The organism is Tsukamurella tyrosinosolvens (assembly GCF_900104775.1).
Lineage (GTDB): Bacteria > Actinomycetota > Actinomycetes > Mycobacteriales > Mycobacteriaceae > Tsukamurella > Tsukamurella tyrosinosolvens.
Genome location: NZ_FNSA01000003.1, coordinates 1,111,858 through 1,126,688, shown reverse-complemented (window position 1 = coordinate 1,126,688; position 14,831 = coordinate 1,111,858). Strand labels below are relative to the sequence as shown.

General features: G+C 71.2%; 13 protein-coding genes and 1 pseudogene. 10 read left to right on the top strand and 4 right to left on the bottom strand.

Going from position 1 to position 14,831, the window contains the following annotated elements; genetic code table 11:
* Window positions 1-48: 48 nt before the first annotated feature.
* On the bottom strand, window positions 49-1,053 hold the full coding sequence (locus BLW32_RS07050) for an ABC transporter permease (RefSeq protein WP_068524457.1): 1,005 nt from the start codon (window positions 1,051-1,053) through the stop codon (window positions 49-51).
* The gene (locus BLW32_RS07045; protein WP_068524456.1) at window positions 1,053-2,603 is read right to left on the bottom strand and encodes a sugar ABC transporter ATP-binding protein; all 1,551 of its coding nucleotides are present in this window, start codon (window positions 2,601-2,603) and stop codon (window positions 1,053-1,055) included. The genes BLW32_RS07050 and BLW32_RS07045 overlap by 1 nt, the downstream gene beginning before the upstream one ends.
* A gap of 327 nt (window positions 2,604-2,930) precedes the next feature.
* Between BLW32_RS07045 and BLW32_RS07040 the strand changes: the two genes are divergently transcribed.
* The 7 genes from BLW32_RS07040 to BLW32_RS07010 all read left to right on the top strand — a co-directional run bounded on the left by BLW32_RS07040 (window position 2,931) and on the right by BLW32_RS07010 (window position 11,397).
* On the top strand, window positions 2,931-5,201 hold the full coding sequence (locus tag BLW32_RS07040) for a carbon starvation CstA family protein (protein ID WP_068741058.1): 2,271 nt from the start codon (window positions 2,931-2,933) through the stop codon (window positions 5,199-5,201).
* Entirely contained in the window at window positions 5,162-5,362 is a 201-nt protein-coding gene (locus BLW32_RS07035) for a YbdD/YjiX family protein (protein ID WP_068741057.1), read from the top strand. Before BLW32_RS07040 ends, BLW32_RS07035 begins: the two co-directional genes overlap by 40 nt.
* Before the next feature lie 67 nt (window positions 5,363-5,429).
* Window positions 5,430-6,902 carry an AlkA N-terminal domain-containing protein gene (locus tag BLW32_RS07030; RefSeq protein WP_068741056.1) on the top strand — a complete coding sequence of 491 codons (1,473 nt, stop codon included), beginning with the start codon at window positions 5,430-5,432 and terminating at the stop codon, window positions 6,900-6,902.
* Window positions 6,899-7,408, top strand: coding sequence for a methylated-DNA--[protein]-cysteine S-methyltransferase (locus BLW32_RS07025; protein ID WP_068524453.1), 510 nt, complete (start codon window positions 6,899-6,901; stop codon window positions 7,406-7,408). Before BLW32_RS07030 ends, BLW32_RS07025 begins: the two co-directional genes overlap by 4 nt.
* Complete coding sequence (locus BLW32_RS07020) at window positions 7,405-8,637, top strand: AI-2E family transporter (protein WP_068741055.1); 1,233 nt, start codon at window positions 7,405-7,407, stop codon at window positions 8,635-8,637. Before BLW32_RS07025 ends, BLW32_RS07020 begins: the two co-directional genes overlap by 4 nt.
* A 32-nt stretch (window positions 8,638-8,669) precedes the next feature.
* Window positions 8,670-9,755 (top strand): DNA recombination protein RmuC, encoded by a 1,086-nt coding sequence (locus BLW32_RS07015; RefSeq protein ID WP_068741054.1) that lies wholly within the window; start codon window positions 8,670-8,672, stop codon window positions 9,753-9,755.
* A gap of 16 nt (window positions 9,756-9,771) precedes the next feature.
* Complete coding sequence (locus tag BLW32_RS07010) at window positions 9,772-11,397, top strand: DUF6542 domain-containing protein (RefSeq protein WP_068741053.1); 1,626 nt, start codon at window positions 9,772-9,774, stop codon at window positions 11,395-11,397.
* Between the two features lie 100 nt (window positions 11,398-11,497).
* Here the strand turns inward: BLW32_RS07010 and BLW32_RS28465 are convergent.
* Both BLW32_RS28465 and BLW32_RS07000 read right to left on the bottom strand, forming a co-directional pair.
* A pseudogene (locus BLW32_RS28465) lies at window positions 11,498-11,617 on the bottom strand (DivIVA domain-containing protein); the annotation flags it as partial.
* 51 nt (window positions 11,618-11,668) lie between these two features.
* Window positions 11,669-12,619 (bottom strand): 4-hydroxy-3-methylbut-2-enyl diphosphate reductase, encoded by a 951-nt coding sequence (locus tag BLW32_RS07000; RefSeq protein WP_068524448.1) that lies wholly within the window; start codon window positions 12,617-12,619, stop codon window positions 11,669-11,671.
* Window positions 12,620-12,678: 59 nt separating this feature from the next.
* Between BLW32_RS07000 and BLW32_RS06995 the strand changes: the two genes are divergently transcribed.
* Genes BLW32_RS06995 through BLW32_RS06985 form a run of 3 tightly spaced genes read left to right on the top strand, consistent with a single transcriptional unit; the run spans window position 12,679 to window position 14,827 of the window.
* Window positions 12,679-13,335: a lipid droplet-associated protein gene (locus tag BLW32_RS06995; protein ID WP_074850414.1), complete on the top strand. Its 657-nt coding sequence runs from the start codon at window positions 12,679-12,681 to the stop codon at window positions 13,333-13,335.
* The gene (gene xseA / locus BLW32_RS06990; RefSeq protein ID WP_074850412.1) at window positions 13,332-14,621 is read left to right on the top strand and encodes an exodeoxyribonuclease VII large subunit; all 1,290 of its coding nucleotides are present in this window, start codon (window positions 13,332-13,334) and stop codon (window positions 14,619-14,621) included. The genes BLW32_RS06995 and xseA overlap by 4 nt, the downstream gene beginning before the upstream one ends.
* On the top strand, window positions 14,618-14,827 hold the full coding sequence (locus tag BLW32_RS06985; RefSeq protein WP_068524445.1) for an exodeoxyribonuclease VII small subunit: 210 nt from the start codon (window positions 14,618-14,620) through the stop codon (window positions 14,825-14,827). Before xseA ends, BLW32_RS06985 begins: the two co-directional genes overlap by 4 nt.
* Window positions 14,828-14,831 lie beyond the last annotated feature (4 nt).

Sequence of the window (14,831 nt, the reverse complement as noted above, 5' to 3'; positions counted from 1 at the left end):
TCCTTGGATGGGGCGGGTCGGTGGGCGGAGCGGGCTGCGCGAGGGCGGTCAGGGCCGCTTGCGGACGATGTCGATGTAGACGGCGACGAGGATGACCACGCCGACCGCGATGGACTGCCACTCCTGCGGGATCGACATGATTCGCAGGCCGTTGGTGAGCACGCTCATGATGAGGATGCCGATCACCGTGCCGGTGATGGTGCCGCGGCCACCGGCGAGCGAGGTGCCTCCGATGACGACGGCGGCGATCGCCTCGAGCTCGAGCCCCTGACCGCCGGTGGGCTGCGCCGAGTTGAGCCGGGCGGCGGCGAGAACACCGGCCAGACCGACGAAGAAGCCGGAGAAGGTGTAGACGACGACCTTCCAGTTCTTGACGTTCACGCCGGAGAGCCGAGTGGCCTCCTCGTTGCTACCGATGGCGTAGGCGTAGCGACCGAGCTTCGTCTTGGCGAGCACGATGCCCGCGATGACCGCCATGAGGGCGAGGAGCACCACGCTGAGGGGGATGCGCGCTCCCGGCACCAGCGACTTGTTGGCGAGAGCACTGAAGCCCTCCACGGTGGTGAACCGGATCGGCTCGGTTCCCGAGATCACCAGCGACGCACCGATGGTCACCAGCATCATGGCGAGTGTGGCGATGAAGGGCGGTATCCCGAGATAGGCGACGACGAGTCCGTTCACGAGGCCGATGAACGCGCCGAAGAGCACGCCTCCGATCACGCCGATCCACAGTGGCAGGTTCCAGTTCACGAGGAAGACGCCGGTCATGATGCCGGAGAGGATCATCGCCGTGCCGATCGACAGATCGATGCCGCCGGTGATGATCACGATGGTGGTACCGAGCGCGAGCAGGCCGATGGTCACCGACGCGACCAGGATGCCCGTGAGATTGCCTGCGGTCAGGAAGTTCGGGCTCGCGAAGGAGAAGAAGGCCACGATCACGATGAGGCTGACGAAGGCCAGGAACTGCTGCATCTGCCCGCGCACCCACGACGTCAGTGCGAAACCTCCGCCGTCGCGACCGGGGGTGGGGGGCGCGGTGGTCGCGGTCATCACTGCACCGCCGTCTCGTGGAAGCGGGTGGCGTTCTCCATGATGGTCTCCTGTGTCGCTTCGTCGCTGTCGAGGATGGTGGCGAGCCTGCCCTCCCCCATCACCGCGATGCGGTGGGAAAGGCGCAGGACTTCGGGCAGGTCACTGGAGATCACCATGATCGCCTTGCCGGAAGCCGCCAATTGTTCGAGGAGCCGGTAGATCTCGTCCTTGGCTCCGATGTCGATGCCGCGCGTCGGCTCGTCCACGATGAGGATGTCGCAGTCGCGGGCGAGCCATTTGCCGATGATGACCTTCTGCTGGTTGCCGCCCGAGAGGTTGCGGACCGCCTGCCGGATCGATGGCGTCTTGATCCGGAGCCGCGAGACCATATCGGTTGCGAGCCTGCTGAGCTCGCCGTCACGGATCACACCGAACCGCGAGTACCGGTCGAGGGAGGACAGCGCGATGTTGTCGCGGACCGTCTGCTCGACGACGGCCCCGAACCGCTTGCGGTCCTCGGAGAGGTATCCGATACCGAGGGCGGCCGCGGTCGCCGGCGAGTCGATCGTGCGCGCGGCCCCGTTCACCTCGATGCGTCCCGACGTGATGGCGTCGGCACCGACGATCGCCCTGGCCAGCTCGGTGCGACCGGCGCCCATCAACCCGGCGAAGCCGAGGATCTCGCCGCGGTGCAGTTCGAACGAGATGTCGCGCAGGGGATGCTTGCTGCTCAGCCCGTCGACCCTGAGCACTACCTCGCCGGGCGTCTCCGGCACCGTCGGGCGCTGTTCGTCGACGACCTCGCGACCGACCATCATCTCGATGATCTCGCGCATCGGCGTCGTCGCCGTCGGCCGCTGGCCCACGTACGTGCCGTCGCGCAGGACGACGATGCGGTCGGAGATGCGGGGCAGCTCGTCCATGCGGTGCGAGATGTAGACGACGCCGGTCTCATCGGTGACGAAGCGGCCGATCAGCTCGAACAGGGTCTGCACCTCGGCATCATTGAGCGCAGCGGTCGGCTCGTCGAGGATGAGCAGTCGCGCGTTCTCCGAGAGAGCACGAGCGATCTCGACCATCTGCTGCTTGCCCACCGTCAGGTCCCGGACACGCGCTTCGGGGTCGATCACCATGCCGAGCCGTTCGAGGAGGGCTGCGGTGTCGCGTACGGCACCGCGGCCGTCGACGATGCCCAAGCGGGTGCGCTCGTGGCCCAGGGTGATGTTCTGGGCGACCGTGAGATCCGGAACCAGGCCCAACTCCTGGTGGATGATGCTCACACCCAGAGACTGCGCCTGCGCGGGCGAGGTCAATTGCACCGGGGACCCGGCGATCTCGATGGTCCCCTCGTCCGGCGACTCGACGCCGCTGAGCAGCTTCATGAGGGTGGATTTGCCCGCGCCGTTCTCGCCGACGAGCGCGATCCGCTCGCCCGGATACACCTCGAGGTCGACGTGGTCGAGCGCGACGACCCCGGGAAAGCGTTTGGTGACGCCGCTCATGCGGATCAGCGGTGTACGGCCGGCGGCCGACGCGTGCGGCTCCCGAGAAGTCGAGTCGGTACTCATGAGCTCACCACCCGATCCGGCGCCGACACAGCGACGACCATGGCCCTTCGGTCAGGGCGAACAATCGGCCGCCCTGTGTTCTACATCACAGTAGACATCGGATGTTTGTATGTCAATAGCTGAGATTCTGTCGAAAAACGCGAGAGGTTCGACGTATAGAGCGAACACACATCAGATGTTCTACCGATAGCGACCACGGCGGCAGCCATTCCTCCCGTCGATCGTCCCCCTGAGCCAACGCGACGGATTCCACGACGTCCGGGGCACTCGGATGAAACGATGATCCCTGCGAACCACCACCGTGGCGTAGACATCCCAGGAGGCCTCGTGTCAGCTCCCACCGCTCCGTCGACCACGGAGACCGACGGCGACATCACCTACGTCCGAACGGACCCGGACCTGCCGCCCGTCGCGGTCATCGACCGCAGCCCCATCACCACCAAACACAAGGTGATCTTCGGCGTGATCGCGCTCGTCGGCGCCGTCGCGTGGGCGATGATCGCCCTCGCCCGCGGCGAATCGGTGAACGCGGTGTGGTTCGTGCTCGCCGCGGTCTGCACCTACGTCGTCGGCTACCGCTTCTACGCGCGCCTGATCGAACTCAAGGTGGTACGCCCCCGCGACGACCACGCCACCCCGGCGGAGGTCCTGGAGAACGGCACCGACTACCTCCCCACCGACCGGCGCGTGCTGTTCGGCCACCACTTCGCCGCGATCGCCGGCGCCGGTCCGCTCGTGGGCCCCGTGCTCGCGGCGCAGATGGGCTACCTGCCCGGCACGATCTGGATCATCGTCGGTGCCCTGGTCGCCGGCTGCGTCCAGGACTACCTCGTGCTGTGGGTCGCGACCCGCCGCCGCGGACGCTCGCTGGGCCAGATGATCCGCGACGAGCTCGGCCCCGTCGGCGGCGCCGCCGCCATCATCGGCATCGCCGCCATCATGACCATCCTCATCGCCGTGCTCGCACTCGTAGTGGTGCAGGCACTGGGCCACAGCCCGTGGGGCGTCTTCTCCATCGCCGCGACGATCCCCATCGCCCTGTTCATGGGCGTCTACCTGCGCTTCCTCCGCCCCGGCCGGGTCTCCGAGGTCTCGCTCATCGGCTGTGTACTGCTCCTCGCGGCGGTGATCGGCGGGCGCTACGTGGGCGAGAGCAGCTGGGGCAAGGACCTGTTCACCCTCACGCCGGTCCAGCTCAGCTGGGCGATCATCATCTACGGCTTCGCCGCCTCCGTGCTCCCCGTGTGGCTACTGCTCGCGCCGCGCGACTACCTCTCGACCTTCATGAAGGTCGGCACCATCGTGCTGCTGGCCGTGGGCATCCTCATCGCCCGCCCGCTCATGGAGGCACCCGCCGTCTCGGACTTCGCGACCCGCGGTGACGGCCCCGTCTTCGCCGGTTCGCTGTTCCCGTTCCTCTTCATCACCATCGCGTGCGGCGCCCTCTCCGGCTTCCACTCCCTGGTCAGCTCCGGCACCACGCCGAAGCTGCTGGAGAAGGAGGGCCAGATGCGGCTGATCGGCTACGGCGGCATGCTCACCGAGTCCTTCGTCGCGATCATGGCGCTGATCACCGCGTCGATCATCAACCAGCACTTCTACTTCGCCATGAACGCGCCGATCGCCAAGACCGGCGGCACCGCGGAGACCGCGGCCACGTACGTCAACTCGCTGGGCCTGAGCGGCGATCCGGTCACCGGGCAGCAACTGTCGCAGGCGGCGAAGGACGTCGGCGAGGAGTCGATCGTCTCCCGCACGGGCGGTGCCCCGACGCTCGCCTTCGGCATGTCCGAGGTACTGCATCAGGTCTTCGGCGGCTCGTCGATGAAGTCGTTCTGGTACCACTTCGCGATCATGTTCGAGGCGCTGTTCATCCTCACCACCGTCGACGCCGGCACCCGCGTCGCCCGGTTCCTCGTCTCGGACGCGCTGAGCAACCTGGGCGGCCCGTTCCAGCGGCTCAAGGATCCGAGCTGGCGCGTGGGAGCGTGGGTCGCGTCGCTGCTCGTCGTCGCGGCCTGGGGCAGCATCCTGCTCATGGGCGTGACCGACCCGCTGGGCGGCATCAACACGCTCTTCCCGCTGTTCGGCATCGCCAATCAGCTGCTCGCCGCGATGGCGCTCACCGTGGTCGTCGTGGTGGTGGTCAAGAAGGGCTACTACAAGTGGGTCTGGATACCCGCGATCCCGCTGGTCTGGGACCTCATCATCACGATGACCGCGTCGTGGCAGAAGATCTTCAGTTCCGATCCCGCCGTGGGCTACTGGAAGCAGCACAGCAACTTCAAGGCGGCCGCCGAGGCCGGGAAGTCGTCCTTCGGCTCGGCGAAGACGCCCGAGGCCATCGACGCCGTGGTCCGCAACACCTTCATCCAGGGCACACTGTCGATCGTCTTCGCGATCATGGTGCTCATCGTGGTGATCATGGGTGCGTGGACCATTTACCGCACGGTGACCGGCAACGGCCGCCCGCTCACCGAGGAGGAACCGGTACCGAGCAAACTGTTCGCGCCGAGCGGCCTCATCCCCACGCCGGCGGAGAGGAAGGTGCAGGAGCAATGGGACGCACTGGGCGTGACCCGATCATCCGGGCACTGAAGGCGATCCGCTGGTACGTGGGCTCGGTGATGGGCGACAACCACTACCAGCGGTACGTCGAGCACCGTCGCGCGACGCATCCGGGCGAGCCCGTGATGACCGAGCGCGAGTACTGGAAGGCCCGGCATGACGGCGCGACGGTCCAGGCCCGCTGCTGCTGAGCCGCGCCGCACGGTGGTGTCCGAAAGCCGCTAGCGCTCGCCGCCCGGCGATGCGAGAGTCGATGGCGTGACCACCAGCTCACCCCACCTCGACTTCGACCGGTGCTACCGGGCGATCGCCGGGCGCGATCCCAGATTCGACGGCCAGTTCTACACGGCCGTCGCCACCACCGGGATCTACTGCCGCCCGTCGTGCCCGGCGACCACACCCAAGGCGCAGAACGTGAGCTTCCACCTCACGGCCGCCGCGGCACAGGCCGCCGGGTACCGGGCGTGCCGGCGCTGCCTGCCCGACGCCGTGCCCGGCTCGCCCCGGTGGAACCTCGAGTCCGACCTCGCCGCGCGCGCCATGCGCCTCATCGCCGACGGGGTGGTCGACCGGACCGGCGTGACGGGCCTCGCCGAGCGCCTGGGGTACAGCTCGCGGCAGCTGACCAGGGTCCTCACCGCGGAGCTCGGAGCGGGGCCGCTGGCCCTCGCGCGGGCGCACCGCGCCACCACCGCGCGGATCCTCATCACCGGCACGTCACTGCCCTTCTCCGACATCGCCTTCGCCGCGGGCTTCACCTCGATCCGCCAGTTCAACGACACGATCCGCGAGGTCTTCGCGCGGACCCCGTCGGAGCTGCGGGCGCAGCGCGGCCCCGAACCGGCGGGGCCGTCGACCGGGGAGCTGAGCCTGCGCCTCGCGCTCCGCGGACCGTACGCCACCGGCTGGGTGCGGTGGTTCCTCGCCGCGCACGCCGTCGCCGGCCTCGAGCACGCCGACGGCGACCGCTACGCCCGCGTCCTGAGCCTGCCGGGCGGGAACGGGATCGCCACCGTCGACCTGGGATCCGCGGGAGACGGGTACGTCCGTGCCAACCTCTCGCTCGCCGCGATGAGCGACCTGTCGACCGCGGTGACCCGGCTGCGGCACCTGCTGGACCTGGACGCCGATCCGGCCGCGGTGGACGAAGCGCTCGCCGCCGATCCCCAGCTCGCCCCGCTGGTGGCGGCGACACCCGGCATCCGGTTGTTCGGCTGCGTCGACCCCGCGGAGCTGCTGCTGCGCACCATGATCGGGCAGCAGATATCCATCGCCGCCGCAGCCACCCACCAGGCGCGGCTCGTCGCGGCGCTCGGCGCGGAGATCGACGACCCGTCGGGCCGGCTCACGCGGGCCTTCCCCACCCCGGCCGCGGTCGCGGAACGCGGGGGCGAGGTCCTCACCGGCCCGCGGACCCGGATCGCCGCGATCCTCGGGGCCGCGGCCGACCTCGCCGAGGGCCGGCTCGTACTGCACGCGGGCATGACCCGGGAGGAGGCCCGCGCGGAACTGCTCCGGCTCAAGGGTGTCGGGCCGTGGACCGCCGACTACGTGGCGATGCGCCTGCTCGCCGACCCCGATACCCTGCTCGCCTCCGACCTCGTCGTCGCGAAGGGCGCGGAGAACCTCGGGCTCGACATCGCGGCCGACCGCTGGAGCCCGTGGGGCAGCTACGTCTCCCTGCACCTGTGGAACCACTCCCTCACCACCGACCGGAGGATCGCCCCGTGACCGCCCAGTACTCCACCCTCGCCACGCCCACCGGGCCGTTCACCGCCGTCGTCGACGACGACGGTGCCGTGCTCGCCTCCGGGTGGACCGCGGATCTCGGCGATCTCCTCCCCGTCATCCACAGCGCATTGCGGCCCACCGCCGTCGAGGAACGGGCCGAGCTCGGCGCCGTCACCCGCGCCGTCGCGGACTTCCACGCCGGCGAGGTCACCGCGATCGACGACATCGTCGTGCGCCAGCGCTCCGGCGCGTTCGTCGAGCATGCCTGGGACGTGCTGCGCACCGTCGAACCGGGAAGACCCGTGACGTACACGGAGTACGCCGACCTGTCCGGGCGGCCCGCGGCCGTCCGGGCGGCGGCGATGGCCTGCGCCCGCAACGCGGCAGCGCTGTTCGTGCCCTGCCACCGCGTGCTGCGGCTGGACGGCTCGCTCGGCGGATTCCGGTGGGGACTCGCCGTGAAGGAGTGGCTGTTGACGCACGAGGCACATACGATCGCGACGTGAGCGAAGAGACGACGAACCCGCCGCCGGGCAAGAAGACCCGCAGCGAGGTCTACGGCGAGGCCGGCCGCTGGCTGGCCACCTGGAGCTGGCGGACGGTCGCGGTCGCGGCGTTGCTGTTCGTGCTCAGCTGGGTGATCGGCGAATTCTGGTCGATCCTGCTTCCCGTGCTCCTGGCGATCCTGCTGTGCACGGTGCTGTGGCCGCCCGTGCGCTGGCTGCGGAGCAAGGGCCTACCGCCCGCGCTCGCGACCGCGCTCGTGCTGCTGTTCTCCCTGGGCCTCCTCGGCGGGATCATCGGCGCCATCGCCCCGTCCATCGGCGGGCAGTCCAAGGAGATCGCCGACCGCGCCGTCGAGGGCGTCGGCAAGGTGCAGAAGTGGGCGCAGGGGCCGCCGCTGAACCTGCAGGACGAGCAGATCAGCAAGTTCGTCACGTCGATCACCAAGAAGCTGCAGGAGAGCGCCGAGACCATCGCGACGGGCGTCTTCACCGGCGTCAGCGCCGCGGGCTCCTTCGTGGTGGCGATCGTCATGGTCGCGATGCTGACCTTCTTTTTCCTCAAGGACGGCGACAAGTTCATGCCGTGGCTCAAGCGGCATTCGGGCACGCCGGTCTCGGAGCACTTCGCCGAACTGCTCAGCCGCATCTGGGCCACGCTGGGCGGCTTCATCCGCACCCAGGCGGTCGTCAGCTTCATCGACGCCCTCTTCATCGGCCTCGGCCTGGTGATCCTGCAGGTCCCCCTCGCGGGCGCCCTGGCCGTGATCACCTTCCTGGGCGGCTTCATCCCGATCGTCGGTGCGTTCGTCGCCGGCGCACTGGCGGTGATCGTGGCGCTGGTGACCAACGGCTTCGGCACGGCGCTGGCGGTGCTCGCGGTGGTCATCGCGGTGCAGCAGCTCGAGGGCAACGTGCTCTCGCCGATCCTGCAGTCGCGCTCCATGCAGCTGCACCCCGCGATCGTGCTGCTCGCCATCGCCTTCGGCGGCACCCAGTTCGGCATCATCGGCGCCTTCCTCGCCGTGCCCGTCGCCGCCGCGATCGCGGTGCTGTTCCGGTACCTCGGAGAGCTGGTCGACGAGCAGACCGGCGAGACCCCGCCGCCCGAGGAGGAGCCGAAGCCCAGCTTCTGGGACAAGTTCCGGCGCAAGCCCGCGGCACCGGCCGCGCAGTCCGACGCGGCGGCGGACGCCGGGCCCGCGAAGGACGCCCCGGCCGGCACGGCCTGAAACTTGTCAGTGGGGGCGGCCATGCTGAAGGCATGGACCTCTCGCATCTGATCGTCGCGCTCCTGGCGCTGCTGGTCGGCGTCGCCGTGGGGATCATCCTGGCCCGGTCGCTCCCCGCGCCGGCCTTCCGGTCCGACGGTGCCGTCCCCGCCCCCGATGCGGTGGCCGGACCCGTGAACGCGCTGCTCGCGCCGCTGCGGCAGACCCTCGACTCGCTCGGCCACGAGTTCGCCGTCGCGGAACGCAGCCGGGTCGCCGCCTTCGCCGGGCTGCGGGAGCAGATCGGCACCGTCGCGCGCACGAGCGAGGCGCTGCGCGCGGAGACCGCCACGCTCCGGTCGGCGATGAAGTCGTCGACGGTGCGTGGCCGCTGGGGCGAGCTGCAGCTCGAGCGCGTGGTGGAGCTGGCGGGGCTGAGTCGGCACTGCGACTTCTCCACGCAGGTGGGCGGCGCGGTCGGTGACGCACGGGTGCGGCCGGACGTCGTGGTGCACATGGCGGGCGGTCGCGATCTGGCCGTCGACGCGAAGGTCCCGCTCGACGCCTACCTGCAGTTGCTCGAAGCGCCGCCCGCCGAGCACGCGGCCCTGCTCTCCGACCACGCGCGGCGGTTCCGCTCCCACGTCGTGCAGTTGGCGGGCAAGCGGTACTGGGAGGCCGTCGGCTCGCCGGAGCTGGTGGTCATGTTCGTGCCCGCCGAGGCCTTCCTCGACGCCGCGCTGCAGGCCGATCCGGAGCTGCTCGAGTTCGCACTGAACCGGAATGTGGTGCTCGCCACACCGACCACGCTCGTCGCCATGCTGCGGGCCGTCGCGCTGAGCTGGCGGCAGCACGCCCCCGGCGAGGACGCCGCCCGGATCCAGGCGCTCGGCCGCGAACTGAACGAACGATTCGACGTTCTGAACAGTCACTTCTCCTCACTGGGTACGGCCCTGGGTCGGACCGTCGAGGCCTTCAACGCCACCGTCGGCTCGTACAACTCCCGCGTCGGCGTCACGGCCCGCCGCCTGGCCGACCTCGACTCCCTGCCGGACGGTTCCCGCGAGGATCCACTGGAGCTCGATCGCGCGCCGCGAGCCGTCCCCACGGCGGCAGATTCTCGGTTCTCACAGCCTTAACCGGTACGGTTCACCTGTGTCGAAGTTCCAACCGTCCCGCTCCCAGGTACCGGTCGACGAGCGTTCCGTGCTCGCGACGGTCCCCGGTCTGCCGTGGTGGGGCGCCGTCCTGACCATGCTGGTCTTCACCGCGGCGGGCGCCCTCGCGTCGGGCGAGTTCGCCGGCGCGAACGCCGGCGTGCTCGCGATGTCGGTGGGCGCGGTCGTCGCCGTGCTCGCCGTGCGCAACCGTGCGCTGTTCACCGCGATGGTGCAGCCCCCGCTCATCATCGCCACCGCGATCCCGCTGTACCGCTGGTTCTCCCTCCCCAGCCCGCGCAAGACCAGCCAGATCCTCACCGACGTGCTGTTCCCGATGATCTCGCTGTTCCCGTGGATGTTCTGGACCACCGTGGCCGTGCTGGTCATCGGCGGCGTGCGCCTGCTGCAGTACCGCGCGCTCACCGCGAACGCCCGCAGCGCGCAGCGCAGCAGCGCGGCGTCGGGTGCGAAGACGTCCGCGTCCAAGACGGCCGTCAAGGCGGGTGCGGCGAAGCCCGGCACCGCGAAGCCCGCGGCCGCGGCGGCCGCCGCGACGACGGGAGACACGACGAGTTCCGCCGCGACGAAGAAGCCCGCCGAGTCCGCCGGGCTCCCGATCGGCGATCGGATCCGCGCCGCGTTCGCCCGCCTGCGGCCTGCGCCCGCCGCCGGCGCGGTCGGGGCCGCCGCCCTCGTCGGTGACGGCGGCGGCCGCTCCGAGCGGCACCAGAGCCGCGCGACCGCGCACCGGTCCAGCCGGGCCGTCCGAGATCGCGCCGACCGGGATCGCGCCGACCGCCGCGAGCCGGCCTCCGCCGAGGCGGATGCCGCGGTCCGCGGCCGCAGCTCGGCGGCGCGCCGCGAGGATCCTCGTCGCGAGCTCCGCCGCAGCGAGGTTCGGCGCGACGAGCAGCGCCGGGACTCGGCAGCGCGCCTCGCGCGCACTCGCGAGGAGATCGCCGCGCGCGACGCCGGCGCCCCCGCCACCCAGATCAACCGCGTGGTCCGGCCCGACTCCGGGCAGATCCCGCGGCCCCCGATGCCCCGCCGCGGCCCCGCCGACGACGGTCGCGCGATGCCGCGCGGTGCCCGGCCCCGCCCCGCCGTCGCGCAGGGCGACCGGCCCCGCCCCGGGATCCACGACTCGCGGGAGCTGCGCCACGACGAGGAGCGGCGCCGGATCGGCGAGCCCCAGCCCCGGTGGCGCACCCCGCGCGCCCCGGAGGGCCGGCCGGAATCCCCCGCCGCACGGGCGGCGGCCCCCGCGGATTCGCGCGACTACCGGCGCGAGGCCCACGACATCGACCGCGCCCGCGGCGTGGCCCCGTCGGCACCCCGCGCCGCGCGGGAGCGCTCGCAGATTCCCCGCGACGACTTCGCCTCGCTCCCCCGCATCTCCGGCAGCCGCGCGGCCCAGCCCGATCTGCCCAGCCTGACCGGCGACGAGCGGCCCTCGCGACGGGGCGAGGCACCGTCGAACCCGGGGCGCTACGAGCACTACCGCCCCCCGCGCTACCGGCCGCAGAGCGAGGACACGGCGGTGGAGACCAACTTCCGCGACGACTTCGCAGAGCCCGCCGACGGGCCCCGGCAGATCCGCCGGCACCGCTACAAGGACTGAGTCAGTAGCGGCGGTAGCCGCGGTCCTCGGGCCGTTCCGCCACGGGCGCCTGCGCCTGCGGCGCGCCCTCGTACCGCGCCAGCCGGGCGTGGAGATCGCGGAGGGTCGCCTCGACGTCGTCGAGGAAGGAATCGACCTGATCCTCGTTGTAGCCCCGCTTCCCGATGGGCGGCTTGGCGAAGGCGACGTTCCGCACGTCGTCGGGCGTCAGATACCTCATACACGGCACCGTATCGCAGATACGGTGCCGTGCTACTCGGTCAGTACTCGGTCAGGCCTTGGCGCGGGGACGCAGTTCGCGCGGGAGGGCGAAGACCAGCGTCTCGTTCGCGGTGGTGACGGGCTTGACGTCGTGGAAGCCCTCGCCGTCGAGGTACTCGACGACGCCCTTGACCAGGATCTCGGGCACCGAGGCGCCGGAGGTGATGCCGACCGTCTCCACACCGTCGAGCCACGCGGGATCGATCTCGCGGGCGAAGTCGATGAGGTGCGCGGCGCGGGCGCCTGCCTGCAGCGCGACCTCGACCAGGCGCACCGAGTTGGACGAGTTCCGCGAGCCCACGACGATCACCAGATCGCACTCCGGGGCCATCGCCTTCACCGCGACCTGCCGGTTCTGGGTGGCGTAGCAGATGTCGTCGCTGGGCGGGTCCTGCAGCTTGGGGAACTTCTCGCGGAGGCGGCGCACCGTCTCCATCGTCTCGTCGACCGAGAGGGTGGTCTGCGAGAGCCAGACCAGCTTGTCCTCGTCGCGGACCGTGACGTTGTCGACCGCGTCGGGCCCGTCGACCAGCTGGACGTGCTGCGGAGCCTCGCCGGCGGTGCCCTCGACCTCCTCGTGGCCCTCGTGGCCGATGAGCAGGATGTCGAAATCGTCGCGGGCGAAGCGCTTGGCCTCCTGGTGCACCTTGGTGACCAGTGGGCACGTCGCGTCGATGGTGCGGAGGCTGCGCTGCGCCGCGCCCTCGTGCACCGCGGGCGAGACGCCGTGCGCGGAGAAGACCAGGAGCGAGCCCTCGGGCACCTCGTCGGTCTCGTCGACGAAGATCACGCCCTTGTCCTGCAGCGTCTCGACGACGTGCCGGTTGTGCACGATCTCCTTGCGCACGTACACGGGGGCGCCGTGCTTCTCGAGGGCCTTCTCGACCGTTTCCACAGCACGGTCGACGCCCGCGCAGTAGCCACGCGGCTCGGCCAGCAGGACGCGCTTGCCAGAACTCATGCCTCCAGGCTACGGCACCTGGCGGTGTGCCGGTGGCCGCGATGAGGCACCCTGGACACATGAGCCGTTTACCGTTCGTGGTCCGCGTCGCCGTCGGGGCCGTCGCCCTCGCCGCCGAGAAGGGCCAGGAGATCGTCGGGGGCGCCGTGAACGCCCCGCTCACGCTGGGCAGCAAGTCCGCGCAGGCCTTCATCCACGTCCAGCAGGACCTGGCCGACCTCGCGGTGCGCGGCGACCGCGCGATCGAGTCCGTCTTCCCCGCCAAGGAGGAGGAGCAGGCCGCGTGGGCGACCTTCGACGACGACGAGGACGTCGACGTCGACCTGCCCGCGCCGCGGCCCGCGTACGGCGACGTCCGGCCCGCCACCGAGCCCGCCCCGGGCAAGGCCGACGGTGCGCAGGGCGACGGTGCCGCGCCGTCCGCCGTCGCCACCGCGGAGGACGCCGCCGACCAGGCCCCGTCGGGCGCGGGCCGATACGCGCTCTACAGCTCCCCCGCCCCGGCGCCGACGGGCGCGACCACCACCGCGGAGGCGCCCGACGACCTGCCCGCCGTGGCGCGCCGCATCGACTACCCCGAGCTCACCCTCGCGCAGCTGCGCGGGCGGCTGCCCGGCCTGACCACACCCGAGGTGGAGTCGCTCGTCGAGTTCGAGCGCGATCACAAGGCGCGGCCGCCGTTCCTCACGATGCTCGAGAACCGCATCACGCGGTGACCGGACCGGCTTCGACCAGCGCGCCCGGCGGCGCGGGCGGCCCGTCGAGCGCGGAGCACCCCTGGCCGGTGCGCGTGGTCTCCATGAAGATCGCGCAGTGGATCGACCGCCTCGGCGAGGTATGGGTCGAGGGGCAGATCACCCAGCTCAACCGCCGGGGCGGGGGCACGGCGTTCCTCACACTGCGCGACCCGTCGGCGAACGTGTCGGTGCAGGTCACGTGCCTGCCCGCCGTGCTCGACCGTTCCGAGGTGCCGCTGAACGAGGGCACGCAGGTGATCGTCCGCGGCAAGTTCACGTACTGGACCGGGCGCGGCAGCCTGTCGCTGCGGATCACCGAGATCCGCGCCGTCGGCGTCGGCGAGCTGCTCGCCCGCATCGAGCGGCTGCGGCAGCTGCTGCACGCCGAGGGCCTGTTCGACCCGCGGCTCAAGCGGCCCCTGCCCTTCCTGCCGCGCACCGTCGGCCTGGTGACCGCGCGGGCCAGCGCCGCCGAGCGCGACGTGCGGTCCATCGCCGAGGGCCGCTGGCCCGACGTGCGGATCCGCGCCGAGTACGCGACGGTGCAGGGCCCGACCGCCGTCCCCCAGCTGGTGGCGGCCCTCCGAGCCCTGGACGCCGACCCCGAGGTCGACGTGATCATCATGGCCCGCGGCGGAGGCAGCGTGGAGGACCTGCTGCCCTTCTCCGACGAGACGCTGTGCCGCGCCGTGCACGCCGCCCGCACCCCGATCGTCTCCGCGATCGGCCACGAGCCCGACAACCCGCTCTGCGACTTCGCCGCGGACGTCCGCGCCGCGACGCCGACGGACGCCGCCAAGCGCGTGGTGCCCGACGTGGTCGCCGAGCTGCAGCGGATCGCCGAGCTGCGGCAGCGCGCCGCCGCGGCGCTGCGCGGGTGGGTCGATCGCGAGGCGCACACCCTCGAGTCGCTGCGCTCGCGGCCGGTGTTCGCGCACCCGCTGCGGCTCGTGGACGACCGCGCCGCCGACGTCGAGCGGCTGCTGCGCGACGTGCGACGGGACGTGCGGCGCACCGTCGAACGGGAGACGGACCGGACGACGCACCTGGCCGCGCGGCTGACGTCGCTCGGCCCCGCCGCGACGATGGCGCGCGGCTACGCCGTGGTCCAGAAGGTGACGCCGGACGGCGAGAACCCCGTCGTCCGCGGCATCGACGAACTCGCGCCCGGCTCGCAACTGCGGGTCAGGCTGCCCGATGGTGCCGCTTCCGCCGCGGTGATGGGCGTGACGAAGATCTCCGTACGAACCGAGGATGGGCGATGACCGACGAGACACCGGTGGCCGAGCTGGGCTACGAGCAGGCCCGCGACGAGCTCGCGGTGGTGGTCAAGCTGCTGGAACAGGGCGGGATCGACCTGGACGAGTCGCTGAACCTGTGGGAGCGCGGTGAGGCGCTCGCCAAGCGCTGCGAGGAGCACCTCGCGGGCGCGCGGGAGCGGATCGAGAAGGCGATCGCCGCCGAGGAGTGACCCC

Bases quoted from the DNA above. Each gene is read 5' to 3' on its own strand.
- BLW32_RS07050 (WP_068524457.1), bottom strand. From the start codon at position 1,053: ATGACCGCGACCACCGCGCCCCCCACCCCCGGTCGCGACGGCGGAGGT.
- BLW32_RS07045 (WP_068524456.1), bottom strand. From the start codon at position 2,603: ATGAGTACCGACTCGACTTCTCGGGAGCCGCACGCGTCGGCCGCCGGC.
- BLW32_RS07035 (WP_068741057.1), top strand. From the start codon at position 5,162: ATGGGACGCACTGGGCGTGACCCGATCATCCGGGCACTGAAGGCGATC.
- BLW32_RS07015 (WP_068741054.1), top strand. From the start codon at position 8,670: ATGGACCTCTCGCATCTGATCGTCGCGCTCCTGGCGCTGCTGGTCGGC.
- BLW32_RS07000 (WP_068524448.1), bottom strand. From the start codon at position 12,619: ATGAGTTCTGGCAAGCGCGTCCTGCTGGCCGAGCCGCGTGGCTACTGC.
- BLW32_RS06995 (WP_074850414.1), top strand. From the start codon at position 12,679: ATGAGCCGTTTACCGTTCGTGGTCCGCGTCGCCGTCGGGGCCGTCGCC.
- BLW32_RS06985 (WP_068524445.1), top strand. From the start codon at position 14,618: ATGACCGACGAGACACCGGTGGCCGAGCTGGGCTACGAGCAGGCCCGC.